Annotated in this window: 32 protein-coding genes; 10 read left to right on the top strand and 22 right to left on the bottom strand. The window is 59.7% G+C overall.

All coding sequences use genetic code 11. The annotated features are described in order from the left end of the window. The 12 genes from CCICO_RS01420 to rpsJ all read right to left on the bottom strand — a co-directional run bounded on the left by CCICO_RS01420 (position 1) and on the right by rpsJ (position 7,013). Positions 1-1,368: a flavin monoamine oxidase family protein gene (locus tag CCICO_RS01420; protein ID WP_018018670.1), complete on the bottom strand. Its 1,368-nt coding sequence runs from the start codon at positions 1,366-1,368 to the stop codon at positions 1-3. A 486-nt stretch (positions 1,369-1,854) separates the two neighbouring features. Then, the gene (gene rpsQ, locus CCICO_RS01415) at positions 1,855-2,133 is read right to left on the bottom strand and encodes a 30S ribosomal protein S17 (protein WP_018018667.1); all 279 of its coding nucleotides are present in this window, start codon (positions 2,131-2,133) and stop codon (positions 1,855-1,857) included. A gap of 2 nt (positions 2,134-2,135) precedes the next feature. Continuing rightward, positions 2,136-2,366, bottom strand: coding sequence for a 50S ribosomal protein L29 (gene rpmC, locus CCICO_RS01410; RefSeq protein WP_018018666.1), 231 nt, complete (start codon positions 2,364-2,366; stop codon positions 2,136-2,138). Beyond that, a complete protein-coding gene (gene rplP, locus CCICO_RS01405) occupies positions 2,366-2,782 on the bottom strand; it encodes a 50S ribosomal protein L16 (RefSeq protein WP_018018665.1) in 417 nt (138 codons plus the stop codon). The genes rpmC and rplP overlap by 1 nt, the downstream gene beginning before the upstream one ends. A gap of 5 nt (positions 2,783-2,787) precedes the next feature. After that, on the bottom strand, positions 2,788-3,531 hold the full coding sequence (rpsC, locus tag CCICO_RS01400) for a 30S ribosomal protein S3 (protein ID WP_018018664.1): 744 nt from the start codon (positions 3,529-3,531) through the stop codon (positions 2,788-2,790). A 2-nt stretch (positions 3,532-3,533) separates the two neighbouring features. Then, positions 3,534-3,893 (bottom strand): 50S ribosomal protein L22, encoded by a 360-nt coding sequence (gene rplV / locus CCICO_RS01395; RefSeq protein WP_018018663.1) that lies wholly within the window; start codon positions 3,891-3,893, stop codon positions 3,534-3,536. A gap of 3 nt (positions 3,894-3,896) precedes the next feature. Next, a complete protein-coding gene (rpsS, locus tag CCICO_RS01390) occupies positions 3,897-4,175 on the bottom strand; it encodes a 30S ribosomal protein S19 (protein WP_018018662.1) in 279 nt (92 codons plus the stop codon). 15 nt (positions 4,176-4,190) lie between these two features. Continuing rightward, on the bottom strand, positions 4,191-5,027 hold the full coding sequence (gene rplB / locus CCICO_RS01385; RefSeq protein ID WP_018018661.1) for a 50S ribosomal protein L2: 837 nt from the start codon (positions 5,025-5,027) through the stop codon (positions 4,191-4,193). A gap of 33 nt (positions 5,028-5,060) precedes the next feature. Continuing rightward, a complete protein-coding gene (gene rplW, locus CCICO_RS01380; RefSeq protein ID WP_018018660.1) occupies positions 5,061-5,369 on the bottom strand; it encodes a 50S ribosomal protein L23 in 309 nt (102 codons plus the stop codon). Continuing rightward, positions 5,369-6,022 (bottom strand): 50S ribosomal protein L4, encoded by a 654-nt coding sequence (rplD, locus tag CCICO_RS01375; protein ID WP_018018659.1) that lies wholly within the window; start codon positions 6,020-6,022, stop codon positions 5,369-5,371. Before rplD ends, rplW begins: the two co-directional genes overlap by 1 nt. Continuing rightward, on the bottom strand, positions 6,019-6,675 hold the full coding sequence (rplC, locus tag CCICO_RS01370) for a 50S ribosomal protein L3 (protein WP_018018658.1): 657 nt from the start codon (positions 6,673-6,675) through the stop codon (positions 6,019-6,021). Before rplC ends, rplD begins: the two co-directional genes overlap by 4 nt. A gap of 32 nt (positions 6,676-6,707) precedes the next feature. Then, positions 6,708-7,013, bottom strand: a complete 306-nt coding sequence (gene rpsJ / locus CCICO_RS01365; RefSeq protein WP_003854291.1) for a 30S ribosomal protein S10 — start codon at positions 7,011-7,013, stop codon at positions 6,708-6,710. 853 nt (positions 7,014-7,866) lie between these two features. Here rpsJ and CCICO_RS01360 point away from each other — a divergent pair. From CCICO_RS01360 to CCICO_RS01330, 7 genes are all read left to right on the top strand, one after another. Next, the gene (locus CCICO_RS01360; RefSeq protein ID WP_301354714.1) at positions 7,867-8,613 is read left to right on the top strand and encodes a trypsin-like serine protease; all 747 of its coding nucleotides are present in this window, start codon (positions 7,867-7,869) and stop codon (positions 8,611-8,613) included. A gap of 390 nt (positions 8,614-9,003) precedes the next feature. Continuing rightward, complete coding sequence (locus CCICO_RS01355; protein ID WP_018018656.1) at positions 9,004-9,459, top strand: Asp23/Gls24 family envelope stress response protein; 456 nt, start codon at positions 9,004-9,006, stop codon at positions 9,457-9,459. Positions 9,460-9,502: 43 nt separating this feature from the next. After that, on the top strand, positions 9,503-9,814 hold the full coding sequence (locus CCICO_RS01350) for a hypothetical protein (RefSeq protein ID WP_018018655.1): 312 nt from the start codon (positions 9,503-9,505) through the stop codon (positions 9,812-9,814). Positions 9,815-9,882: 68 nt separating this feature from the next. Next, positions 9,883-10,071, top strand: a complete 189-nt coding sequence (locus CCICO_RS01345; protein WP_018018654.1) for a hypothetical protein — start codon at positions 9,883-9,885, stop codon at positions 10,069-10,071. 3 nt (positions 10,072-10,074) lie between these two features. Further along, complete coding sequence (locus CCICO_RS01340) at positions 10,075-11,055, top strand: Asp23/Gls24 family envelope stress response protein (RefSeq protein WP_018018653.1); 981 nt, start codon at positions 10,075-10,077, stop codon at positions 11,053-11,055. Further along, a complete protein-coding gene (locus CCICO_RS01335; protein ID WP_018018652.1) occupies positions 11,052-11,573 on the top strand; it encodes a DUF6286 domain-containing protein in 522 nt (173 codons plus the stop codon). The genes CCICO_RS01340 and CCICO_RS01335 overlap by 4 nt, the downstream gene beginning before the upstream one ends. After that, the gene (locus CCICO_RS01330; protein ID WP_018018651.1) at positions 11,574-12,194 is read left to right on the top strand and encodes a hypothetical protein; all 621 of its coding nucleotides are present in this window, start codon (positions 11,574-11,576) and stop codon (positions 12,192-12,194) included. 636 nt (positions 12,195-12,830) lie between these two features. Here the strand turns inward: CCICO_RS01330 and tuf are convergent. The 4 genes from tuf to rpsL form a co-directional block, all read right to left on the bottom strand. Beyond that, positions 12,831-14,021 carry an elongation factor Tu gene (gene tuf / locus CCICO_RS01325; RefSeq protein WP_018018650.1) on the bottom strand — a complete coding sequence of 397 codons (1,191 nt, stop codon included), beginning with the start codon at positions 14,019-14,021 and terminating at the stop codon, positions 12,831-12,833. Between the two features lie 367 nt (positions 14,022-14,388). Further along, positions 14,389-16,512, bottom strand: a complete 2,124-nt coding sequence (gene fusA, locus CCICO_RS01320) for an elongation factor G (RefSeq protein ID WP_018018649.1) — start codon at positions 16,510-16,512, stop codon at positions 14,389-14,391. A 221-nt stretch (positions 16,513-16,733) separates the two neighbouring features. Further along, complete coding sequence (gene rpsG / locus CCICO_RS01315; protein WP_018018648.1) at positions 16,734-17,201, bottom strand: 30S ribosomal protein S7; 468 nt, start codon at positions 17,199-17,201, stop codon at positions 16,734-16,736. 3 nt (positions 17,202-17,204) lie between these two features. After that, a complete protein-coding gene (gene rpsL / locus CCICO_RS01310; RefSeq protein ID WP_018018647.1) occupies positions 17,205-17,576 on the bottom strand; it encodes a 30S ribosomal protein S12 in 372 nt (123 codons plus the stop codon). A 495-nt stretch (positions 17,577-18,071) separates the two neighbouring features. Between rpsL and CCICO_RS01305 the strand changes: the two genes are divergently transcribed. From CCICO_RS01305 to CCICO_RS11370, 3 genes are read left to right on the top strand one after another with little or no spacing between them, the layout of a single operon-like run. Continuing rightward, on the top strand, positions 18,072-18,899 hold the full coding sequence (locus CCICO_RS01305) for a Rossmann-like domain-containing protein (RefSeq protein WP_083878219.1): 828 nt from the start codon (positions 18,072-18,074) through the stop codon (positions 18,897-18,899). A 15-nt stretch (positions 18,900-18,914) separates the two neighbouring features. Continuing rightward, positions 18,915-20,135 (top strand): MFS transporter, encoded by a 1,221-nt coding sequence (locus tag CCICO_RS01300; RefSeq protein ID WP_040357159.1) that lies wholly within the window; start codon positions 18,915-18,917, stop codon positions 20,133-20,135. An 11-nt stretch (positions 20,136-20,146) separates the two neighbouring features. Then, the gene (locus CCICO_RS11370; protein WP_083878218.1) at positions 20,147-21,163 is read left to right on the top strand and encodes a pyridoxal-phosphate dependent enzyme; all 1,017 of its coding nucleotides are present in this window, start codon (positions 20,147-20,149) and stop codon (positions 21,161-21,163) included. 189 nt (positions 21,164-21,352) lie between these two features. Here the strand turns inward: CCICO_RS11370 and CCICO_RS01290 are convergent, their stop codons facing one another. From CCICO_RS01290 to CCICO_RS01265, 6 genes are all read right to left on the bottom strand, one after another. After that, positions 21,353-21,571 (bottom strand): helix-turn-helix transcriptional regulator, encoded by a 219-nt coding sequence (locus tag CCICO_RS01290; RefSeq protein WP_018018643.1) that lies wholly within the window; start codon positions 21,569-21,571, stop codon positions 21,353-21,355. After that, on the bottom strand, positions 21,568-21,729 hold the full coding sequence (locus CCICO_RS01285) for a hypothetical protein (protein ID WP_018018642.1): 162 nt from the start codon (positions 21,727-21,729) through the stop codon (positions 21,568-21,570). The genes CCICO_RS01290 and CCICO_RS01285 overlap by 4 nt, the downstream gene beginning before the upstream one ends. Positions 21,730-21,893: 164 nt before the next feature. Next, positions 21,894-22,892 (bottom strand): ABC transporter substrate-binding protein, encoded by a 999-nt coding sequence (locus CCICO_RS01280; RefSeq protein WP_018018641.1) that lies wholly within the window; start codon positions 22,890-22,892, stop codon positions 21,894-21,896. A 35-nt stretch (positions 22,893-22,927) separates the two neighbouring features. After that, a complete protein-coding gene (locus tag CCICO_RS01275; RefSeq protein ID WP_018018640.1) occupies positions 22,928-23,701 on the bottom strand; it encodes an ABC transporter ATP-binding protein in 774 nt (257 codons plus the stop codon). Positions 23,702-23,720: 19 nt separating this feature from the next. Continuing rightward, complete coding sequence (locus CCICO_RS01270; RefSeq protein ID WP_244263962.1) at positions 23,721-24,767, bottom strand: FecCD family ABC transporter permease; 1,047 nt, start codon at positions 24,765-24,767, stop codon at positions 23,721-23,723. A gap of 229 nt (positions 24,768-24,996) precedes the next feature. Next, a complete protein-coding gene (locus CCICO_RS01265; RefSeq protein ID WP_156809784.1) occupies positions 24,997-25,833 on the bottom strand; it encodes a serine hydrolase in 837 nt (278 codons plus the stop codon). Between the last annotated feature and the right edge of the window lie 126 nt (positions 25,834-25,959).

The raw sequence follows: 25,959 nt of genomic DNA, 5'->3' as shown, positions 1-25,959 counted from the left end.
TTACTCCTCCAGCAGATCGTGGAGGGTAGCCGCAACCTTATGGCCCATGCGGATCGCGCCGTCAACGTGCTGGTAGCCTTCGCCGGCAATATCGGAGCAGGCAAAGTGCATGCGCCCCACCGGCTCTTCGTTGTACTTGCCCCAGCGGAAAAGTCCGCCCATGTCATAGGAGCAGGCATAGGCTCCGCGGGTCCACTCCTCGGCACCCCAGTCGGAGAGGTAGAAGGATTCCGGCTCGAGGGTTTCCTCGCCCAGCATCACGGCCATAGCCTCGAGGATGGTGCGCTTGCGCTCCTCCTCCGGCAGGGCGAACATTTCCTCCGCCTTGACGTCGGTAATGAAGCCCACCAGGGTTCCGCGGGAATCGCCGTGGTTGGTGTTGTCGTAGATCTCCTGCACCAAGTGGTTCGAGGAGAAGCAGGTACCCGACAGCCCTTTCTCGCGCCAGAAGGGTGTGGTGTAGGTGGCGTGCACCTTGATGACCAATCCCATGGACTGGTGCTGGTGCATGATGTGTTGGGTGCGGGGCATCTCGGGCACATAGGAGATGCGGTTGTACAGGTTCGGCGGGATTGCGAGGATCGCGTAGGAGGCGTTGACCACGGTGTCGTTATCGCCGTAGACCACCACGCCATCATCGTTGCGTTCAATGGTGCGTACCGGGGTGCCCAGCAGAATGTTTTCACTTCCAACCTGCTCGGCGAGGGTTATCGATACCTTCTGCATACCACCCACGACGCGGGCATCCAGGATGAAATCCTCATCCACCAGGTTAGTGAAGGAACCCGCCGAAGCGGCCATGTGCAGTGCTTGCAGCGCGGAGAAGGTGTGTGCTGGCTTGGTGAGCATGCCGCCGGCGATAAACAGGCCGATGTTCTTGCGCGCTTCCTCGTCATCGGACTGCTGCTCCAACCAGTGCTGGAAGGTCACATTGTCCCACTCCTCGGCGCGGGGATGCTCCCAGGGGCGGGCGGGGTCCATCTCCGCCACATAGTCATCCATCAGCGCAATGAGCCGCTCGATCTCCCGCTGGGTGCTCTCGGCACAAGGGAACAGCTCACCGGTGTAGCGCGTCACCTCGCCTTCGGGGCTGAGGTAGATGGACTCGCCTTCGCGGTAGCGCTTAAAGGTTTCTAAACCAAGTTCATCAATGGTGGCAAGCAGCTCGGTTTGGTCCGGCGAGACCCACTGGCCACCAATTTCGAACCAGCCGCCATCCATCACGTCAGAGCGGGTGCGTCCGCCCACCCGGTCGCGGGCCTCTAGAACAGCCACGCTGTGGCCAGCTTGGGTCAGTCGGTGCGCGGCGGAGAGTCCGGCGGGGCCGGCGCCAATGATGGCTACATCTACGGTGCGGTGTTCGGACATGAAGTACAACTCCTTCGATAACGATGGTGGTGCGCGGGTGCCGCTCGCTTATCGACGCTGCCCTGCCGGATCACTCATCCGGCATCGCAGAGGGATCGGCGCAAGCGGCCAGCCCGCGCTAGGAGACGCCTGCCTGAGCAGCGTGAGCCTCACGCTGCTCAGACGATATGCGAGGCAGACGGTCGGTGGGGTGTTCACCAAGGCGCCTCCTTGTCACTCACTGCCCACGCGGTGTGGGCTGTGGTTTTCAAGTATGGGGATCACTCCCGCCCCAATCACATCGCCCATATGGCAGTTATCGATCACCAGATTCACCACTTTGTCTAGTGCATCGCGAATTTAACCTAGGCTAAGCAGCACTCTGTGTCCCCTGACACACTCGTGACGACTTCGGCTGCGCCACTGCGTGAACAAGCTGGGCGCAGATACGACAAAACCGGCCCTCGCCTTGGCGGCGGGGCCGGTGATGTTTAGCTGAATGAAGGTTTAGCGGGCCTTCTCGACGATCTCGACGAGACGGTAGTGCTTGTCCTTCGACAGCGGGCGGCACTCTTCGATGCGGACGCGGTCGCCGACGCCGGCGATCTCGTTCTCGTCGTGTGCCTTCACCTTGGAGTTGGTGCGGATGGTCTTGCCGTAGAGGGCGTGCTGCTTGCGGTCCTCGAGCTCCACCACGATGGTCTTCTGCATCTTGTCAGATACCACGTAGCCGAGACGAACCTTCTGAGCGCCCTTTTCCTTCTTGTTCACGTTTGCCTCACTCATTGTTAAGCCTCAGCTCCCGGAACCACGGACAGGCCCAGCTCACGCTCGCGGATAACCGTGTAAATGCGGGCGATGTCGCGCTTGACCGTGCGCAGGCGGCGGTTGTTGGTCAGCTGACCGGTAGCCAATTGGAAGCGCAGGTTAAACAGCTCTTCCTTGGCCTCGTTCAGCTTGGTGGTCAGTTCTTCTGCGGAAAGCTCACGCAACTCGTGTGCAGGGGTACCGGTAGCCATTAGAACTGGTCCTCCTTCCTAACGATGCGGAACTTCATGGGCAGTTTTTGACCAGCGCGACGCAGCGCCTCGAGGGCCACTGCCTCGTTGGGGTAGCTCATCTCGAAGAGAATGCGACCCGGCTTGACGTTGGCGACCCACTTCTCCACGGGACCCTTACCGGAACCCATACGCACGCCGAGCGGCTTCTGGGTCAGGGGGCGATCCGGGAAGATGTTGATCCACACCTTGCCACCACGCTTGACGTGGCGGTTGATGGCGATACGTGCAGCCTCAATCTGACGGTTGGTGACGTAGGCCGGCTCGAGAGCCTGGATTCCGTAGTCACCGAAGGTTACGCGAGTGCCGCCCTTGGCCATACCGCGACGGTGGGGGCGGTGCTGGCGACGGTACTTCACGCGCTTAGGAATAAGCATGAGGTTTAGCCCTCCTTCTTCTCTGCGCGCTGACGGCGCTGGCCACCGCGGCGCGGACGCTCGCGACGGTCGCCGCGGCCACGACGGGCCTGCGGTGCGTTGAGCTCGGACTCGCGCTTGCCGCCGACGACGTCACCCTTGTAGATCCACACCTTCACGCCAATGCGGCCGAAGGTGGTGTGGGCCTCGTAGGTGCCGTAGTCGATCTCGGCGCGCAGGGTGTGCAGCGGAACGCGACCCTCGTGGTAGCGCTCGGTGCGAGACATCTCGGCACCGCCGAGACGACCGGCGCACTGCACCTTGATGCCCTTGACGTGCGGCTGGCGCATCGCGGACTGGATGGCCTTGCGCATGGCACGACGGAAAGCAACGCGGTTAGCGAGCTGCTCGGCGATGGACTGAGCCACCAGCTGAGCGTTAGCGTCGATGTTCTTCACCTCGAGGATGTTGAGGGCAACCTGCTTGCCGGTCAGCTTCTCCAGCTGGCCACGGATGCGGTCGGCCTCGGAACCACGACGGCCGATCACAATACCCGGACGGGCAGTGTGGATGTCGACGCGGACGCGGTCGCGGGTGCGCTCGATGACTACATCGGCGATACCAGCGCGGTCAAGACCCTTGGAGAGGAACTCGCGGATCTTGATGTCCTCAGCGAGGTAGTCTGCATAGTTCTTGTCGGCGTACCAGTGGGACTTCCAGTCAGAAGTGATACCCAGCCGGAGGCCGTGGGGATGGATTTTCTGGCCCATGCTTAGGCACCTTCCTTCTGGCTCTCGACAACCACGGTGATGTGGCTGGTGCGCTTGCGAACTTGGAAAGCACGACCCTGGGCGCGCGGACGGATCCGGCGCATGGTCGGGCCTTCGTCTGCCCATGCCTGGGAGATCACCAGGGTCTTCGGGTCCAGACCAAAGTTGTTTTCTGCGTTAGCCGCGGCGGAAGCAACGACCTTCGCGACCGGCTCGGAAGCGCCCTGCGGGGCGTACTTCAGGATCGCGAGTGCTTCGGACACGGACTTGCCGCGGACCAGGTCCACGACACGGCGTGCCTTCATCGGGGAGACCCGGACGAAGCGCGCGGTAGCGCGGGCGGTAGTGATTTGGTCACTCATCGCTTACCTACGTCCCTTCTTGTCATCCTTGACGTGACCCTTGAAGGTCTTGGTCGGTGCGAACTCGCCCAGCTTGTGGCCCACCATGGAATCATCCACGAACACCGGCACGTGCTTACGACCGTCATGGACGGCGAAGGTGTGACCGATGAAATCAGGAAGAATGGTGGAACGACGAGACCAGGTCTTGATTACCTTCTTGGTACCGTTTTCGTTCTGAACATCCACCTTGTTGAGGAGGTGCTCATCGACGAACGGGCCCTTCTTCAGGCTACGTGGCATCTAAATTCCCTCCTCTTAACGCTTCTTGTTGGAACGACGACGGCGAACGATCATGTCGTTGCTGTAACGGTTCGGCTTGCGGGTACGAACTTCCTTCTTACCCCAAGGCGACACGGGGTGGCGACCACCAGAGGTGCGGCCTTCACCACCACCGTGCGGGTGGTCAACCGGGTTCATCACGACACCGCGGACGGTAGGACGCACGCCCTTCCAGCGCATGCGGCCGGCCTTACCCCAGCGGATGTTGATCTGATCCTGGTTTCCGACCTCGCCGATGGTGGCGCGGCAGCGCACATCCACGCGACGAATCTCGGAGGAGGGCATACGCAGCACGGCGTACTTTCCTTCCTTACCGAGCAGCTGGATCGAGGCACCAGCGGAACGAGCCAGCTTGGCACCAGCGCCCGGCTTCAGCTCCACGCAGTGAATGGTGGTACCGGTCGGGATGTTGCGCAGCGGCAGGTTGTTGCCGGGCTTGATATCAGCGTTGGGGCCGGATTCAACAATCGCGTGCTGCTTCAGATTCTTCGGCGCCACGATGTAGCGCTTCTCGCCATCGGCGTAGTGAAGCAGAGCGATGTTGGCGGTACGGTTCGGGTCGTACTCGATGTGAGCGACCTTGGCCGGAATACCGTCCTTGTCGTTACGACGGAAGTCAATCACGCGGTAACGACGCTTGTGTCCGCCGCCCTTGTGGCGAACGGTGATGTGACCGTGTACGTTACGGCCACCGGTCTTGCTCAGCGGGCGCAGCAGAGACTTCTCCGGGGTGGAACGAGTAATTTCCTCGAACTGGGAGACAGAGCTCTGACGGCGACCCGGCGTAGTCGGCTTGTACTTACGAATAGCCATACTTTCTCAGTCCTTAATGTCTCGACTCGCGGTTTACGCGGCCGAACCGCCGAAGATGTCGATTGCGTCGCTGCCTTCGCGCAGAGTCACGTAGGCGCGCTTGGTTGCCTTGCGCTGGCCGTAGCCGCCGGTGCGGGTGCGCTTACGCTTACCCTGACGGTTGGCGGTGTTGACGCGAGCCACCTTCACACCGAAGATCTCCTCGATGGCGTGACCGATAGCGCGCTTGTTGGCGCGGGGGTCAACGAGGAAGGTGTAGGTGTTCTGCTCCATCAACTCATACGACTTCTCGGAGACAACCGGAGCGATGATGATGTCGCGGGGATTGGCGATCTTAGCCATTACTTCTCCTCCTTCTCGACGCGCTGTGCGCGGGTCACGAAGGCGTTCAGTGCCTCAACCGAGAACACGACGTCGTCGGAGTACAACACATCGTAGGTGTTGAGCTGATCGGCGACGAGAGTGCGAACGTTCGGCAGGTTGTTGACGGACTTGCGCGCGGTGATGTCCTCGCGGGTCACGACAACTAGGATCTGGCGACGGTCGGTGAGACGCTCGAGGAAGCCCTTGGCCTTCTTGGTGGAAGGCACCTGGCCCGGCACGAGCTCGGAGACCACGTGAATGCGGTCGTGGCGAGCGCGGTCCGAGAGAGCGCCACGCAGAGCAGCGGCGATCATCTTCTTCGGGGTGCGCTGAGCGTAGTTACGCGGCTTGGGGCCGTGGACAATGCCGCCACCGGTCCAGTGCGGAGCACGGATCGAACCCTGGCGAGCACGGCCGGTGCCCTTCTGACGCCACGGCTTCTTACCACCGCCGCGGACCTCGCCGCGGGTCTTGGTGGAGTGAGTGCCCTGACGCTTAGCGGCGAGCTGTGCGTTCACGACCTGGTGCATCAGCGCAATGCTGGCCTCCTGGTCGAAGATGGATGCAGGCAGCTCAACCTGGCCGTCGGTGCCACCATCAGCGGTGTGGACGTCAAGCTTTAGATTGGTCATGCGTGTGCACCGCCCTTCACTGCGGTCTTAACGGTTACGATTCCACCGCGTACACCAGGGATAGCACCCTTGATGAGCAACAGGTTGGAATCGGCGTCGATCTTCTGAACCTTCAGGTTCTGGGTGGTGACGCGGTTGTTACCCATGCGCCCAGCCATGCGCTTGCCCTTGAAAACGCGACCCGGGGTAGCGCAGGCACCGATGCCACCGACGCGGCGGTGGGCGGCCTGGTTACCGTGGGCTGCGCCCTGGCCAGCAAAGCCGTGACGCTTCATACCGCCGGCGAAGCCGTGGCCCTTGGAGGTGCCGGTGACATCCACGAAGTCAATGCCTTCGAAGATCTCCACGGTCACGTCCTGGCCAACCTCATATCCGCTCACATCGTCGAGACGAATCTCGGTGAGGTGGCGGCGAGGGGTAACGCCAGCTTTCTTGAAGTGACCAGCGCCAGGCTTGTTCACCTTGCGAGGGTCGATGTCGCCATAGGCGATCTGGATGGCGTTGTAGCCATCGGTTTCAACGGTTCGGATCTGGGTAACCACGCAGGGCCCAGCCTCAACGACGGTCACCGGCACAACGCGGTTATCCTCGTCGAAGACCTGGGTCATGCCGAGCTTAGTACCCAGAATGCCCTTGATCTCTTGTTCACTCATTATCTATTCTCCGTGCCAAAAAGTTTCGTCGATCACTGAATGTTCACGTCGACGCTGGCCGGCAGATCGATGCGCATGAGGGCATCAACCGTCTTCGGCGTCGGGTCGAGGATATCGATCAGGCGCTTGTGCGTGCGCATCTCGAAGTGCTCGCGAGAGTCCTTGTACTTGTGGGGAGAACGAATAACGGCGTACACGTTCTTTTCAGTGGGCAGTGGCACAGGGCCGACAACACGGGCGCCTGTGCGGGTGACCGTCTCCACGATCTTGCGTGCAGACGCATCGATCGCCTCATGGTCATAGGCCTTGAGTCGAATGCGGATTTTTTGTCCCGCCACGCTAATCCTCTTCCTCGCTTGTCCCACATCGAATTCGAGTGGTGGGAATCGCTTTCATGTTCTCTATAACGTTGTCCGGCCGGTCAGTTGGGGCTGGTCGCAACGCCAGTGTTACTTGTCGGTTTCTCACAAAGTAGGAAAGAAAGTTGGGTGCATGATGCAAACATCACGCCCAGTGCTTTGTATCCCTACGTGCTAGTTCCGCACCCCCTGGTTCACACTGGGATGAGAGCGAGACAATGACCGTAGTTATCCAAGTTGGAAGGGATATATCATCCGGTTTCCATACTGCCGCTGTTTACTTACCATGCCCCTTCTTCGCGATCCGGTCTCCGCGCAACCTTGTGCGCGGACTCCATCTCACTATCGCGTGACTATGAAAAGCCTCGCGACAGAAGGTGGTTCATGCTTGCCCCACCAGCGCCAGCGCCCACTTATCCACCCTGCTAGAAGGCAGTTTTGTGACGCCGCCGTGTTAAGGCAACTCAAGTATTAAAACACAGCGTGGAAGATAAGCGCAAGTAGTTGCCGATTTTTCTTCTTCGTCGCGCTTGTGTGTTGACGCTACCCCTACCCCGCCACCACTCGGGACGACGGCGAGCGTTAGGCCGATGTAACGTTTCGTGATCCTGTATCGTTTCAGCCAACGTGTCGATCACTGCATCGGCGCGAGAGACTCCACTCCGTCAACAATTGTTCTTGGATGGCGGCGACACCACCACACTCCCCTTTCTTAACTGGGGCGTGGTCGCCACATCTGGGGCGCCGCTACCTCAGGGCCTCCCACGAAGAACCGGAGGGAGAGACCATGACCTGGGTGTACACCCCTCAGTTACTCAGAGAAGAGAAAACCGTGAAGACCTCCCGCTTTTTCGCCACTGTCGCCGCCGGCGTCATGGCCGCTGCCGCTGTATTCACCCCAGTCGCCGGTGCCACTACACACGCTGGCGATTCCATCTTGCTGAAGACCTCGGACGACAAGACCTTCGGCTGCACCCTCACTGACATCCGCGAGGATAACAACGGCCGGCCGTGGGGCGTCACTGCCGGGCACTGCTTCGAGGAAGCCGATGTGGTGTCCGTGAAGTCCGCCGGTGATGACCAGATGCTGGCCACCGATGCTGAACTTGCTGAGCTGAAGACCTTCTACGGCGAGAACAACCAGCTGCTGCCCCCGCAGGTACAGGACGTGGCAGTCTTCCCTCTCGCCCCAGGTGTGGACTATGACTCCACCACCATTCACTCCTACTCCCACCACCGCCCGATCTTGAGCGAGCTGGTGAAGGGCAATCCCTTCTACGATGCGTGGAACTCCCCGTGGGCGCTGGGCGAGCCTCAGGCCATCACCCCGGACCTTGTTGGACGCACTGCGTGCCAGGAGGGCGGTTCCTTGGGCCGCACGTGCGGTGTGATCGTGTACTCCGATCCCGACTCCTCCACCGTTGTGGCCGTGGTTCCCACCATCCAGGGCGACTCCGGTGGCCCGCTCCACGTGGCCGGCCCGGACGGCAAGCGCCACGTGATCGGCGCCCTGTCCGGCGGCACGGTCCTGCTGGTGAACTCTTTCTCCGACCCCAGCAGCTTCCCACTCTTCGGGTAGGGGTCACTCCCACCCAAGAGCACCACACACCCTCTACTACCCACACGGTAGTGGAGGGTTATCTGTTTTTCGGACACATTTAACGCCCACATGGGGCTAGATGAGAAATAGAGCGCTAAGGATCAGCCAATTCCTAATATGTGGGCTAAATATCATTTCGGTGGATATATTTATTTTATCGTTACGGAACTGATACCTGTCGTAGGATGCCAAACCAGCAGGTTAGGTCTATGATGGCGAGAGCGGCCTTATTTTACGAGTCCGCAGCATCGCCGGTCGCCGCCGCCCCTGTGAGAACAGAGGAGCAGCCCACCAATGAAGAATGGATTTCTTCGGTGAGTTCAGCGTCTGGCACAGAATCTTTCGATATTTTTACAAGGAGAATCTCTCATGGCTGAGAACGAGAAGAAGACCAGCACCGACATCGACGTTCAGAACGACTCCGCTTTGGACACCCAGCGCGGCCGCACCAGCATCGACGACGTGGTCGTTGCCAAGATCGCCGGCATTGCTGCCCGCGAGGTCTCCGGTGTGCACGATCTGGGCGGCGGCGCTGCCCGTATGGTCGGCGCTCTGCGTGACTCCTTCAATGCTGGCACCGACGTTCGCCAGGGCGTGGACGTTGAGGTTGGCGAGACCGAGGCTGCTGCCGACGTCGCCATCATCGCCGAGTACGGCGTAGCCATCCACGAGCTGGCTGAGGCTATCCGCCAGAACGTTATCGACGCCGTCGAGTCCATGACCGGACTGAAGGTCACCGAGGTCAACGTTGTGGTTCACGATGTGCACCTGCCCAAGGAGGACGACGAGGACGAGGAGGAGCAGGCCGCTCCTCGCGTTAACTAAACGCGTCTAAGAACCGACTGTTTTCAGCGTTCATACCTTCACTATGTCTCATACACCGCACCGTCTTGACCAGACTCACGCGGCAGAACTGAGCGATGTTCTCCTCGGAGTGGACGGGGTTGATTCCCTCCACTCCGGGCGATACGGGCAGATTGCGTTGCTGTTTCCCGGCGCCCGTTACCCGGGCCTGACTCAGCGCACGAACGATAACGACGACCAGCGACTAGAAATCCACATCGTGGTCACCAAGGATGCTCTCTCCGATCTGGAGGGCGTGGCACAGCGTTGCCGCGAGATCGCATCCACCTATGTCTCTGGCGCCATCGATGTCACCATCGCCGACGTCGCCGCGTAGCGGGTTCTCCCTTATACATCACTCAAGGGCCTGAACCCCTTTAAATCTCAACTTCAAGGACACATTCCATGAGTAAATTTGAACTCGGAATCGTCATTGGCCTCGCGCTTGCCTTCGCCGGCATTCTCGGTGGCTGGGGCGGTTTCTTCCTTGCGCTCGCGCTGGGCGCCCTCGGCGGCGTCCTCGGATCACACTTCAGTGGCGAGATCGATCTGCGACGCGCATTCGACTCCGTGAACAATCGCGGAAGGGGATAGCACGTGACGGCCCCCAGTACTACTGATGGCCGCGGCCGCACCCGCATCGACGAACGCGTCACCCGCACGATCATCTCCGAGGCGCTGGACACTGTTCCCGGAACGGTCAAGCTCGAACGCTTGGGCCGCCGCAGCTTCCCGCGCATCGACGCCATCGTGGACACCGAGTACCGCACAGTCTCTGTGGAGGCCTTCATCGCCTGCTCCTTCCCTGCCCCGGTGACCTCCGTGGCAGAGATGGCTCGCCGCGCGATCGCCGGCGCGGTGAAGACCTATCTCGACTACGACTGTGAATCAGTCTCCGTGGTCGTTGGCACCGTGGTGCGTGGCGAGCAGCCTCTGACATTGGAGCAGCTGCGTCAGTACGATCCGGTCCCCACCCCGGTGGAGATCGTCAATCGTCGCCCCGCCGAGCTTGATGCCATCACGACCTCAGACTTCTACCCCGGGGTGAAGGGCCGTGAGGTGAGCGTCGATAAGCGCAGCACAGCGCTGACAGACATTAAGGTTGCCGAACGGGCACCACTTCTGCCGATCGATGTCACGCCAAGTGCTACGCCTCGCCAGGTGACAAAGCCGCAGCGCCGTGAGGCCCTGAAGGTGACCGCGCCCAAGGGAGTAACAGCTGTGCCGGTGCGTGCGCCCAAGCGCGCCGCTCCGCACTCGCCGCGTGTGACGCCGCGTCGCGAAACCACGCCCGTGCGCGTCAATAGCGTCTCGGTTCGCTCGGCTCAACGGCCGCAGCCGATTCAACCTATCCGCCCATCGGCGCCGAAGCGCACACGCACAACTGCTGTGCAGGCACGGAAGCTGCCGGTGGTGGAGGTACGCAAGCCGAAGCCCATCGAGCCCTACCGCCCGAGCGCCCCGAAGCGGCCGCGCCTCATCGAACCGCGTCGTAACCCGCAAAAGCCCACTATTCGACCCGTGGTTAACCGCAGCGCGGTCTACCAGCCCAGCACAAAAAGGAGGTCCGCACGATGAAAGCACAACCCGCAGCACGCGGAGTAGCAATCTTCATCGGTCTGCTCCTCATCGCCGCTGGTGTCTGCGCCGGCCGAGAACTCTGGGTCCTGCTGTCTGACACTAACCAGACAAGCTGGATCGAGCCGGTTCTTAGCTATCTCCGCGATGTGGACCAGTGGGCAACGTGGATGTTTGCCGCCGCCGGCGCCTGCGCCGCCATCGCCCTGATCCTGTTGTTCATTGTGATCAAGCCCCGCCCCACCACGCACCTCGAATACAACTATGGGGACACCACCCTGCGTATTCGTCGCGTGGACTTCGCCCGGCTGCTCACCGCCACCGCCCTCGGAGTGCCCGGGGTGCGAGCTGCAGAGAGCACCGTGCGCAAGCGCAAGGCTGCCGTGCAGGTGCAAACGGACTTCGCCGACCAGGCCGCACTGGATAAGCTGCGCGCCGAAGAGGAAAAGCACGTCAATGCCATCGCTTCCAGCATGAACCTGAAGATCACCACCCACAACGACGGAAAGGAAAGCTAGATGACAACCCGCCTATCTTTCATCGACCGTCTCGTGGTGTTCATCGTGGCGCTCCTACTCGGCGCGCTCGCAGCACCATTTATTGGATCGCTCTTTGATGCCCAATGGGCACAAGACATCTTCGACAGGGTGAATGTATCCAATTGGCCCGACACCGTCGAAGGCACAGGCTGGATCATTGGTCTGGCTGTGACCATCGCAGTGGCGGTACTCATCGGCCTACCACTGGTGATCGCTAACCTACGCACCCACCGTTTCTCCCGCGGTATCGCCTCGCAGGATTCCGTGAGCGCAGCCGGGATTGGTTTGGGTGGCTCCGAGGATCTGCACGGACGCATCAGCGTCGAGGTCGCCGACCTTGCCGACGCTGCCGCCGATTCCATCGAATCCATCGATGGGGTGGAGCGCGTGCGCACCAAGGTGTATTTCGATCGCTCCGAACCGACCATGCAATTTAAGATCTTGGCCAAGCCAGCAGCGCTTCAGAGCGGACTCCTACAGGAACTCGACTCTGTCCGCCAGAGCCTAGACGAAGCTCTTCCGGAAACCAAGATCACGATCCGCTACGTCCTCGAGATGCTGCCCAACCAGCGGCGCATCTCAACCAATAGCACCGTGTAGGACTCTCACACGGCTGCCAGTAACCAGCACATCGCAGCACGCGCAGTTCTTCAAGCTACACCCCGTGCTACGCGCCCCTTCACTGATCTTTGGAGGGGCGCTCTTTCGTATAAAAAAAGGGGAGCTCTAGGGCATCGTTTCAACAGAAAACTCGGACGATCACTCCGTTGAACCACCTAAGGTCGCAGACACCCCAATCGCAGGGCATGTACAAGGAGGCGCCTAGACTCCGTGGTACAGCTGAGAGCCAAACAGTGTGCAGTGTATCTCGCCGCGGAACGCTTCAATGACTGGCACAGCGTAACGAAAGCACTCAATCCACTAGGGCTGGTCCCCGTCGTCTAGGCGCGCTCTCTACATCGCCCTACGTTTCGCACTGTGCGCCCCTCTTAGCGAAGAGCCACCGACCACAGGAGATCCACCGCCGAGTGAGCGTCTCGCCTGGAGCAGCGAGCACCCACGCGGAAGAAACACACCGACGGCTCTCTTCACACGCGTGGGGCACCGTGAAACAGCGAAACCACTACTATAACCGCCACCAGCAAGAGGGCATGAGAAAATCCCCCTAGGTAATTACCTAGGGGGATCAACTTCGCTTAGCCAAACAACGATGTGCTGACTAGTGCGGGAAGATCATTACTTGATGATCTTGGTAACACGACCAGCGCCCACGGTGCGGCCACCCTCACGGATAGCGAAGCGCAGACCCTCGTCCATGGCGACGGGCTGGATCAGCTCGACGGACATGTCAACGTTGTCGCCAGGCATAACCATCTCGACGCCGTCGGGGAGCTTCACAACACCGGTAACGTCGGTGGTGCGGAAGTAGAACTGCGGACGGTAGTTGTCGAAGAACGGGGTGTGGCGGCCGCCCTCGTCCTTGGACAGGACGTAGACGGAACCCTCGAACTGGGTGTGGGGGGTGTAGGCGCCCGGCTTGGCCACAATCTGGCCACGCTCGACGTCCTCGCGCTTGGTACCACGGAGAAGCAGACCACAGTTGTCGCCAGCCTCGGTGTAGTCCATCATCTTGCGGAACATCTCGATACCGGTGACGGTGGTCTTCTGGGACTTCTCGCGGATACCCAGGATCTCGACCTCGTCGTTGACGTTCAGCTGGCCACGCTCCACACGACCGGTAACCACGGTGCCGCGGCCGGTGATGGTGAAGATGTCCTCGATCGGCATCAGGAAGGGCTTGTCGGTCTCACGGACCGGATCCGGGATGAAGTCATCGCAGGCCTGCATGAGCTCGGCAATGGAGTCAACCCACTTCTGGTCGCCCTCGAGAGCCTTCAGAGCGGAGATGTGAACGATGGGAGCTTCCTCGTCGTACTCCTGGTCGGCCAGCAGCTCGCGGACCTCCATCTCGACGAGCTCGACGATTTCCTCGTCATCCACCATGTCGCACTTGTTCAGTGCAACGAGGATGGAGGGCACACCCACCTGACGGGCGAGAAGCACGTGCTCACGGGTCTGCGGCATGGGGCCGTCGGTAGCGGCAACCACGAGGATTGCGCCGTCCATCTGAGCAGCGCCGGTAATCATGTTCTTGATGTAGTCGGCGTGGCCGGGGGCGTCCACGTGTGCGTAGTGGCGCTTCTCGGTCTCGTACTCAACGTGAGAAACGTTAATGGTAATACCGCGCTCGCGCTCCTCGGGGGCGTTGTCAATCGCCTCGAAAGCGGAAGCCTCGTTCAGGTCCGGGAACTTCTCGGCCAGAACCTTGGTGATGGCTGCGGTGGTGGTGGTCTTACCGTGGTCAACGTGACCAATGGTACCAATGTTTACGTGCGGCTTAGTACGCTCGAACTTAGCCTTTGCCACTTCTGTGTCCTCCTGGACTTCGCGGTGGCTACGACTCTCGCAGCCACAAGTTGTTAGCTATGACCCCCTAGGGTACACGCGGTTGCATTCGCCTAGGAAGATATAGCGGGACATTTATTGCCAGTTACAAGATAATAGGTGTGGTGATGGCAGATTTCAAACCATCATCACTTCCCTATCGGGCCTGCCAGCACCCTGCACCCTTTCCTTTATGGATGGGGCCACGAATGCTAGCGAGCCTGTGCAGGTAACGGCCTGCTCAACGGGGATCTGCGAGCGCGGTCGCACTCTCCCGCTCAGCGGGCCGCTACCTGCCGTTCCCAGCGAGGTCTGGCATGCACCTCGCGAGGAACCGAGCTGGCGGTGTTTAGGCGCCGGTGCGCTCAGCGATGATGTCCTGCGCCACGTTGGTGGGAACCTCAGCGTAGGAATCGAAGATCATGGTGTAGTTTGCACGACCCTGGGTCTTCGAACGGAGGTCACCAACGTAACCAAACATCTGGGACAGCGGAACCAGTGCCTTGACGACCTTCGCGCCGGAGCGGTCGTCCATGGACTGAACCTGGCCACGGCGGGAGTTGATGTCGCCAATAACCTCGCCCATGTACTCCTCGGGGGTGATGACCTCGACGGCCATCAGCGGCTCGAGCAGGGCGGGCTTTGCCTTGGCCACGGCTTCCTTCAGCGCCTGGGAACCGGCGAGCTTGAAGGCCATTTCGGAGGAGTCAACCTCGTGGTACTGGCCGTCGAGCAGGGTTGCCTTGATGTTCACCAGCGGGAAGCCGGCGAGGTAACCGTACTGCATGGCGTCCTGGATACCGGCGTCCACGGAAGGGATGTACTCCTTCGGGATGCGGCCACCGGTGACCTGGTTGTCGAATGCGTAGGTTGCGGACTCGCCCTCTTCGAGCTCCTCAGCATCGGGTGCATAAGGCTCGATGGAGAGGATGACCTTCGCGAACTGACCGGAACCACCGGTCTGCTTCTTGTGGGTGTACTCGAGCTTCTCCACGGGCTTGCGGATAGTCTCGCGGTAGGCCACCTGCGGAGCACCAACGTTAGCCTCGACCTTGAACTCGCGCTTCATGCGGTCAACCAGCACGTCGAGGTGGAGCTCGCCCATACCGCCGATGACGGTCTGGCCGGACTCCTCGTCCAGGTTCACGGTGAAGGTCGGGTCCTCTTCGGCCAGCTTCTGGATAGCGGTACCCAGCTTCTCCTGGTCAGCCTTGGACTTCGGCTCGATAGCCACCTGGATCACGGGATCCGGGAAGTCCATGGACTCGAGGATGATCGGCTCGTTGGCGTTACAGAGAGTGTCACCGGTGGTGGTCTCCTTCAGGCCAATGAACGCGTAGATGTTACCAGCGTGCGCCTTCTCAACAGGGTTCTCCTTGTTGGCGTGCATCTGGAACATCTTACCGATGCGCTCCTTGCGGTCCTTGGTGGAGTTCAGGACCTGCTCGCCCGGTTCAGCGGTACCGGAGTACACGCGGATGAAGGTGAGCTTACCGAAGAACGGGTGCGCTGCGATCTTGAAGGCAAGTGCGGACAGCGGAGCCTCGTCGGAGGGCTTGCGGGTCAGCTTGACCTCTTCCTCGCCCACCTTGTGGCCCACGACCTCGCCCACGTCGAGCGGGTTCGGCAGGAAGTCGACGACAGCGTCGAGCAGCGGCTGGACACCCTTGTTGCGGTAAGCGGTACCGCAGTACACGGGGTAGATCTCAGAGTTGACGGTCATCTTGCGGATGGCGCCCTTGATCTCGTCCATAGTCAGCTCTTCGCCACCGAAGTACTTCTCCATGAGCTCTTCGTCGGACTCGGCTACGGCTTCGAGCAGCTTCTCGTGGTACTCTTCAGCCTTCTCCTGCAGCTCGGCCGGGATTTCCTCCACGGTAGCCTCGGTACCGATGTCGGTCTTGCCACGCCACGTGAGGGCCTTCATCTCGAGCAGGTCGACAACGCCGTCGAAGTCGTCCTCAGCACCGATCGGAAGCTGCATCACGAGCGGCTTCGCGTTCAAGCGGTCCACGATGGTCTGGACGGTGAAGTAGAAGTCCGCACCCATCTTGTCCATCTTGTTGACGAAGCAGATACGCGGAACGTCGTACTTCGCAGCCTGACGCCACACCTGCTCGGACTGCGGCTCAACGCCTTCCTTGCCGTCGAACACGGCAACAGCACCGTCGAGCACGCGCAGGGAGCGCTCCACCTCAACGGTGAAGTCAACGTGACCCGGGGTGTCGATGATGTTGATCTGGTTACCCTCCCAGAAGCAGGTCACTGCTGCGGAGGTAATGGTGATGCCGCGTTCCTTCTCCTGCTCCATCCAGTCAGTGGTGGAGGCACCGTCGTGGGTCTCGCCGACCTTACGGTTAATACCGGTGTAGTAGAGAATACGTTCGGTGGTGGTGGTTTTACCGGCATCGATGTGGGCCATGATGCCGATGTTGCGGACCTTCTTCAGATCCTTAAGCACTTCTTGTGCCACAGTAAATCCCCAATTGTTGGTTGGTGTAGGCCGCCAAATGGCGCCCTTGTGGATACAGTTGTCTCATTCACAGCTAGCCGCGCGATGGATTATCGCGTAGTAGCTTGTCGACGCCATCTCCATGGCGGCTCATCGCCCGTGCCGACCGAGAGCGCCCGCACCAGTGGGATGCGCTGCATCCACTGGCGGAACGCCGATCTAGCAGGGCACAAAAACTGACACTACCAGCGGTAGTGGGCGAATGCGCGGTTAGCTTCAGCCATCTTGTGGGTGTCCTCGCGGCGCTTCACGGAAGCACCGAGGCCGTTAGCGGCATCGAGGATCTCGTTGGCGAGACGATCAACCATCGTGTGCTCGCGACGCTGACGGGTGAAGGTCACCATCCAGCGGAGTGCGAGGGTGGTTGCACGGCCGGGACGAACCTCAACCGGAACCTGGTAGGTAGCGCCACCCACGCGGCGGGAGCGAACCTCAAGGTCGGGCTTGATGTTGCCAATAGCCTTCTCCAAGGTGCCAACCGGATCGGTACCGGTCTTTTCCTTGCAGATCTCAAGAGCGCTGTAGACGATGCGCTCGGCGGTGGACTTCTTGCCGTCAAGCAGGACCTTGTTGATCAGCTGAGTGACGAGCTCGGAGTTGTAAATCGGGTCCTTAACTACAGGACGTACAGGTGCCTTGCCCTTACGCATGTTTTACTTCTCCTTCTTCGCACCGTAGCGGGAACGTGCCTGCTTGCGATCCTTCACACCCTGGGTGTCAAGTGCGCCACGCACGATCTTGTATCGAACACCGGGGAGGTCCTTCACACGACCACCGCGCACGAGCACCATGGAGTGCTCCTGCAGGTTGTGCCCCTCGCCCGGAATGTAGGCGGACACTTCGATACCGGAGGTCAGACGAACACGAGCGACCTTACGGAGCGCGGAGTTCGGCTTCTTCGGGGCGACGGTGTACACACGGGTGCACACGCCACGGCGCTGCGGAGAGCCCTTAAGAGCCGCGGTCTTCACCTTTGCGGTCTTATCATGGCGGCCCTTGCGGACCAGCTGCTGAATAGTTGGCATGAACTTCTTTCTGTATCTAACTAGCGCGTCGAATAGGCAGCTACCTGGATTCCCTTGGTGAGGCTATGGTGCTGGAGCTACTCCACGAGGGCATCGCCCGCAATCGTCCTCGACGACGGCAGGGTAGTCCCTCAGTGAACACAGCAGGTCTCGGACCTACCGCGCTCTCTACGTAGTCTTCGGGTGTTCTCTTGTATGTCTTGCACTCACAGCACTGACACAGCAAGCACCGGCATTCAAGACACGGCAAACCCAGTCAGCCGCTCTCGCTGGCCTACTGGGTGGTGAATCGAGGCTGGTTCTCGCAGCACACAGGCACTGTGGTGGCAAGCCGCCCAAAAAATCTTTTTCAAGCTTGCACGAGTATAGTTCACCGGATCCCCACGATCAAGCGCCCCACCTGCGCAATCACGTCGGAGCTCTTCTCCCGAGAACTAATACACCTCTCAAATGAAAACTCTTTTATATAGTGTCTACTAATGCTAGGCTTCGCTTATGTACGCAAGCGTGGCCTCAGTCCCCGAGCTTGTCTCTCGCGTGAACTCCGAGCTCACAGCCTCCGACCCCGAGCTGCGGGCGAGCAGTGTTTTCCGTCTTGAACATGGCACTCGCCTACCAGATAGCGCGATTGTATATTCCAACCGCTACCTTCTTGTGCGGGTTGGCCGCGGCTTCGGCGCATGCTCCGTTCCAGATCATTGCCCTCTCGACGACGCCATCGGGTTCTCAGGCGCTCCATTGTCGATGGTTCTGGCCTCAGACATAGCAGCACTTCGAATAGCCGCTGTGGATGCCTACCTCGCGGATCGCTCTCCTTTCGCTTCCGATCTCAGCTGCACTCGTATCACCCTTCCCGCAGGTACACCTTGGGAGCGAGCTCAAGCCCGCGATAACGCCATCGTTTCCTTAGCCGCTTGCTCTCCTGGCCAACGAGTCGGCGTGGTGGGGGTTGTCACTCCCCTCGTTCGTGCCCTCATTGATCAGGGTTGCACAGTTGTCTTAGCCGACCGTGGGATATCAACATGCCTAGGGATGAAGGTCCATGACGAGGGTGAAGATGTTGTGCATGAGGTAGACACCATGATTGTCACGGGAATGACCCTTGTCGACGGCTCGTTCGACCGAATCCGCACTCGATGCATCCGCCTCGGTATCCCCCTGCTTGTCTACGCCCAGAGCGGGGCGGCCATCGTACGCGAGTTCATTGGTTCCGGCGTCACATCTCTTAACGCTGAGCCATTCCCGTTTTCCCAATTCAGTGCAGAATCAAGCACGATTTTCCAATACACCGCAGGCACTAACCACGCATCTCCTCTGACGTAACGGATACGTACCGCTATGAACTCACATTTTTCCCAACAGCCACAGATGAATGACAGGCGCATGTTTATGGCCATTTGGCCTCTCCTTGGCGCCGGCGCCCTTGGGCTCATTCCCTTCACCATTTTCAGCAACTTTCTCGTTGATATTGCCGCCGTCGCAGAGACAGATGCGCCTCGGATCGGAGCACTGCGCGGGTTGGGTGGAGTTTCGGCTCTGTTGGTCGGCCTAGCCTTCGCTCCTCTCATCGATAGGATGTCGCGGCGCGCCATCGCGTCTTTATCCTTGCTTGCCTTAGCTGCTGCGTGTGTAGCCGCTGCTTACGGTGAAGTGTCGACGTGGATCGTATTCTGTCTCGTCGTTGGTGCAGCTACCTCTACGCTGAACCCTGCCATTGGCGCGATGGCTGCCGATAGTTTTGAGGATGAGGCATCATCGGGACGAGCCGCAACCATGGTCTCTGCCTGTATGACACTCACCGCGATGCTGGCCGCTCCGGTTCTTGCCGGTCCAGCATTGCTCTGGGGATGGCGAGGGGATGTTATCGCCACGGCGGTGCTATGCATGGTTGTAGCGATCTTCTTTTGGCGTACCCCTCGTTTTGATACTAACGGCACCGCGAACCAACGGCCGAGTTACCGGGAAGGTTTTGTACAGGCCGCCTCCATCCCGGCAGTGCTTCCCCTCCTAGCTATTTCACTTTTGCGAACAGCTGTATTTATGGGGCAGCTGTCCTATGTAGCCGTGTACTACGACGAGACTTTCGGCGTGGGTCCTGGGATATTTTCCTTTGTGTGGACAACCAGTGGGCTTTTCTTCTTCATGGGTAATTGGTGCGGCGGCAAGCTACTTGCTTCAATCACCAACTACCGCACAGCGATGTACCTGTTATTAGCCGCCTGCGGGGTAGCCGTAGCCTCGATCATCCTTCTCTTCTACGCCCCGCATATTGCGATTGCAGTGGCGATGACAGGCATGACCGCCGCAGCTCACGCAGTCATCGCAGCGTGCATCACCACCCTGCTGGTTCGGCAGGCTCAAGGTCACCGCGGCACAATCCTTGCACTCAATGGAGCTGGACAAAGCATCGGCGTGTTCGGCGGTGCAGCCATCGCCGGCGCAGGCCTATACGTGGGCGACTGGCATGGGATGGGCCTAACTCTAGGGTGCGTGACCATTCTTGCTGGGATCTTCGGGGCTTATGCTCTTCGTCATATCGATTCCACCCGCATCGGCTAAGGCAGAATCACATGCGCTGCTATAAAGATGGTCTCACATTGCTATCGGATCCCGCGCTCGTAAGTGTTGCGCCTGGGTTGTATGCGCTTCGATTCGAGCTGTTAAAAGCAGCCTGCGCGCACCGAGCCGTCACTGAACTCCTTCGCGCTGGCACTATTCATCCTGGCGCTACTGTGATCGATTCCTCCAGCGGCCTCTACGCCCTCGCCCTAGGTCTTGCATGCCGGCGAGAGAATGTGCAGTGCTACATCGTAGGTTCCACCTCGATAGATCCCTGCATCGCAGCACAACTGCGGCTTCTCGGGGTTGCGCTGGAGACCATGCCTCCCACTGACTCCCTTAGCCAGGATCAGAATCGGCGTGTCGCTCGGATCCACGACTTGTTAGCCGAGCATCCTGGATGGCACTGGATGCAGCAGTACCACTCGGTTGTCCATGCGCTTGGTTACGAAAAGATTGGCAGCGACTTAGCTGAAACGCTGGGGAGTAGCCACTCATCGTTGAGCCTCGTGTGCCCAGTGGGAACCGGCGCATCCAGCGCTGGGCTATACAGTGGACTATCCTGCGGTGATCTTGAGATCACGATGGTGGCTGTGGAGCCTTTCGGCAGCGTGAGTTTCGGCTCCGAGCATATTGCCGATCCAGCCATGCTGATCGCCGGCATTGGCAGCTCTATCGCGTTCGGCAATATTCGCCACGATATTTTCGACGCAGTGCATTGGGTGAGCTCTGAGGTTGCCGCATCCGGATGTAGCAATCTCCTGCAGCACACCGGACTCTTTGTGGGCTTGAGTAGCGGCGCCGCCTACGTGGCCGCTGAGTACGAGCATGCCGCGGGCTCACCACGGGCTGATCATGCAACCGTCTTTCTCTGCCCAGACACGGGCCATCGTTATGTCGAGAGCATTATGGGTCACAATTGTGTCTCATCCAGCCCTCACGTGGCTCTACCTCGCCCCCACCTACTCGACCGCGCGTCTGCTCGCCCCAAGATTGCTCTTCCCTGGAGTAGGTGCTCATTGCGTTGAGGATGGCGGGCACTTCAGAGTAACCACACGATCGCACAAGGGTAGTGGCAGATCATTCGGATGCGACGGCGAATGGATTGGAACACATCTAGAAACTCATAGATGCAGACTTGACGTTAATGACGCCCGCATAGCAGTCAACACGGCGGTTCGACATGGATGGCGCTTTCTCTCGGGGTCGGCTATCGGCTAGCGCCGTTGTGAGGGGCGAGCAGCGTGCCACGCCTGTACCTCGGCCGCGTCCCATAGGGTGTAGCGGCCTAGGTGTGCTACAGGCTTGGGGGCGGAGGCTTGGCCGCGCGATGCGTAGGTGGTCCAGGTGGAGCGTGATATGCCGCAGTGGGCGGCGCATTGCTCGGCTGGCCATAGCTCGCGGCCGGTATCGGTGTCGATGATGGTGGGGTTCATGGGCGGCCTAGCTTCCGGTCAATCTTTTCAGTTTCGATCGCCATCCACATCGACACGATGAATCCACCGGCGACGGGTAGCCAGTATCCGAGTTCAGCCTTGGTAGAGACGAGTATTCCAGCTATCCCTAGGTAGGCGGCGATGATGATGTAGGGCATGTGGTGCTCCTTTCTGTCCCCTAGTATAAGGGGGTGGGCGCTGGGGCTATGCGCCTTATAGCCCCAGCAGCCTATTGTTGCTCCTTCCGTTTGTATTTTCGCTCTTTAATCTTGATCGTAGGTGTTGGATCCCATCTTTCCTCGCCGCTGAGACCGGCTGCAGACTAAGAGGACAACTTGGTCTTCAATTCCTCGAGGCCCTTCACAGACAGTGGCGAGGCCGGATCTACCAGCGGATAATCCAGAGTAACCACACGATCGTTCTTGGTTGCCGCAAGGTCCTCGGAACCGCGCACATCCCCAAAGGTCGACATAATCTCCTCCGAAGTCCCCGCGGTGTGGAGCAGGGCAATATAATCAGGGTTTTTCTCTAGAATGTCTTCGATAGAGACATCACTGACACGCTCGGAATTATCTTCGTAAACGTTTTTCATGCCTAAGGCGTCCAGCTGAGCTTGCGCCATGCTGGTGTTTCCGTAGACAGATATCGTTCCGGTATCTCCTGGGGTGATAAAGACCATCGCCGCCGTGGCCCCGGAAAGGTCACCGGGGTTGGCATCTTTTAGCTCACTCACCTTCTCTTTGAGTTCGACGCCGAGTTTCTCTGCCTGGGAGGCGACGTCGAAAAGCTGGCCGAAACGATCGATCTCTTCGGTGACATCGTCGAAGCTCGCGCGCTCTTTAGCAGTACCGGCGCAGTAGGAGGCTGGAATGTAGACGGGTACACCTGATGCCTCGACCTTTTCCATGTCCACGCCAGATTCATAACCGATAAGCAGGTCGGGTTTGACCTCGAGAAGGGACTCTGTGGAGAGGGTCGAGTGGCCATGCCCGGCATCCGTGCTTTCCAGCACTGGCAGCCCATCAATCTTCTTCGCATCCTCGGTGTCATAGATGCTGGTGTCGATGGTGCCCGAACGAGCCACCACTCGATCAAGAAGATCCAGATCAGCCAGCTGGGAAGCGCCCACCGCGTTGAGGAACACTACGCGCTCTGGCGCCTTATCCAGCGTGATGGTGCGGCCACAGCTATCCACAGACACACCGTCGGAGCCGGCGGAGGACTTGGAGGCATCGCGCTTGGCGCTTTCCACGTCTCCCCCAGAGCAGGCAGAGAAGGCGCAACAACCGACGAGCAGAAGGGCGGAAAGAGTTTTCTTCATAGAGATGTCCTTTCTGGACTAAAACATGGGGTCGCCTACGACGACGGGGTAGGTTTACCCGAGCGGAATAGAAGATAGTTGTGACCGTTGTGCTTAACCACGGAGGCTTCGACGCGATAAATCTCGCTCACCCGCTCCGCCGTGAGTACCTCAGCGGGTGTCCCATACGCCACCACTTCCCCGCGATGAAGCAAGATGAGGCGATCGCAAAACTGGGAAGCCAGGTTGAGGTCGTGGAGCACCAGCGTGGTGGTGAGGTGGAGACGGCGTACCAGCTCAAGGATTCGGTATTGGTGGTGCACATCGAGGTGATTAGTTGGCTCGTCCAGAAGCAAGTGATCTGCAGCTTGGACGATGGCGCGGGCTATGAGCACCCGTTGAAACTCTCCACCGGACAGTTCATGCGTCAGCCGGTCCGCCACATGCTGCAGATCGACTCGCTCCAAGGCCTCCTCTACCCGCGCCGCATCCTCAGTGCTTCCGTAGCGCAGCGCGCCGCTGTGGCCGAGCATTCCCAACGCCACGCTGTCACGCACGGTCAGGGGCAAGGTCGCCTCTGAGTGTTGAGCCACTACCGAGATGCAGCGAGCGATCTCTCGACGACTGAGCTCTTCGACCGAGCGACCATCTACGATCACCGTCCCCTCATCCGGAATTACAGCCCGATACAACACGTTGAGAAAGGTGGTTTTGCCGGCACCATTGGGGCCGATAATGCCAGTGATACAGCCGTCTGGTAAGGAGGATGAGACATCGTGCAGGATAGTTCGTCCGAGCCGCGACACCCGAATGTGTGATGCTGTCATCATGTCCGGATTTCCTCCTTGATTAAGGCATCCTGCGCGTGAGCATCACCAACATGGGGGCTCCGAGCAGGGCGGTGATAATGCCAATAGGGATCTCCACCGGCGCGAGCACTGTGCGCGCTACCGTATCGGTGGCCAGCAAAAACAGTGCAGAAGCGAGAGCGGTACCGGGTATGAGCGGGCGATGAGAATAGCCCACGATCGGACGCATGATGTGTGGGATAACCAAGCCGATAAAGCCGATCCCGCCAGTGTGAGCCACGGCCACACCGATCGCCAACGACACCGGAACCAGCACACACGCCCGCATCACGGCGGGGTTGACCCCAATGGTCACGCAGGTGTGATCGCCCGATGCCAATGCATCCAGATAGGGTCCTGCGATCCACAGCCCAACGCTGAGGACCACTGCGATGAGCAGCAATACGAGGGATTGTCCCAGTGTCGGTCGGGTGAGTGAACCTAAACCCCAAAACACCACAGACTGGGCTGTTTCAGCGTCGTTGGCGCTGACGATGATGAGGTTGGTTGCTGCTTGGAAGGCGAAGCCTATGGCCACGCCTGCGAGAACCAACCGCAGGGTGGAACGGGAACCCTGAGCCCCTAGCCAGAGTACGAGAGCTGTGGCTATGATTGCCCCGCTAAAAGCAGAGAAGCTCACTGCTAGCGCGCTACTGACTCCGACGAGCACAATAGAAGTAGCCGCGCCAGCAGAGGCCCCTGAGCTAATTCCCAGAACATAGGGTTCTGCGAGCGGGTTTCGGATCGTCGCTTGCATGGCTACACCTGCAACCCCGAGGATGCAGCCAACAGCGATAGCGGCAACTATCCTCGGAACGCGGTTGAGCCAAATGATGGCAACCACCGTAGGATCCCATTCCGCCGCATCCCCCACACCCAACACCTTGAGAGCCAAGATAGAAAGAGCCTCGGAAAAGGGCACTGCCGCAGCGCCATACCCCAAGCTGAGCGGGGGCGCGAGAATAAGCCCCACGAGCAGTACCGCTATCGGCAGCCGCGGTGAGGGGCTTGGTTTCAAGCGTTTAAGTTGTGCGCGTGTGACAGCCACATAGTCTCACTTCTATGAAGGTCGACGCCATGCACGCTCCACCTTCACATGAGTAGAAGGTCCTGCACCGCCATCGAGCAAAAGTACGAGGTTCATTTGAGCTAAGGGTAGCCCCACCTTCTCCTTTTATCAATACCCATTTTCAATATGCGCCCTGCCTCAGACACGGGTGAGCGGCATAAAAATATCCGCCTAGGTCGTGGCCTAGGCGGAGTGCGCATACAGGTATCTAACTATCCGTGGTTGTGCACTTCTTCAGCTGGTCGGCTAGCGCGGTGAGCGCTTCCTGCCCAGACTCGTAGGTGCCATCGGTGGGCTTAACCATAATCGCGATCGGCAGATCCTTATTGTCCGGGCCCGTCACGATTCCAAATTGGCGGACTAGGTAGCGGCCGGAATCATCCGGGCCCCAACCGCCTTTGAAGTGTGGATTCGGCATCGTGGCCAAGCCATAAGGCTGATGCTGGGAGCTATCGCCCATGGCCTCATAGGTGGTTTCCGCACCATCGAGGCTGGGCAGGCTGGCAGCGAAGCGCACCTGATCCTTCAAGGCCCATTCGGTTTGGCCATAGGGGGTGAAATAGCCCAGGTGGAAGGCGTTGTAGTCGGTGACGGTGTCTCCGCCATCGCGCAGCACCTCGTTGGCGGCTAGCGCCGCATCTTCCCCACCGCCAATGGCGTTCCAGAGCATATCGGCGGCATCATTGTCCGATACCGCGATGGCGGCTTCAACCACGCTGGGATCCGCCACACCAGCCCGGTCCGCGGCAATCGCGATGGCCACCTTCGAGGTGGACCACGCGGAACCCGAGGTGAGGTTGCCGTGCACTGAGCCATCCACGGCGATTCCCATGGGGCCGTACTGTTCTTCGAGCCGAGAGACGGCGTCGTCAAGCGCAGCGTGATCGATGTGGGGTATTGACTCAGCCGTAGAAGTGGAGGCCTCCTGTTGCATAGAGCTTCCCTCCGAGCTCGAGGGGCCTGAGCCCGAACCGATGGTGCAACCCGCAAGCGCGCAGGTGGCGACCACGACGACGCCGCCGCGTAACGGCTTTAGAAATCTCATGCTCCACCTTGGTGTGTGACGTTGAACGTTGGTTCAAGCTTAGCCCCATGTGCACTAGAACACACCACAGCCCTCCTACCTCCAGTTGCCGCGCCTTTTATTCGACTGTGGCGGGTATGGCTCCTC

The sequence above is a fragment of the Corynebacterium ciconiae DSM 44920 genome, assembly GCF_030440575.1.
GTDB lineage: Bacteria > Actinomycetota > Actinomycetes > Mycobacteriales > Mycobacteriaceae > Corynebacterium > Corynebacterium ciconiae.
This window is presented reverse-complemented; position numbering and strand designations above follow the sequence as displayed.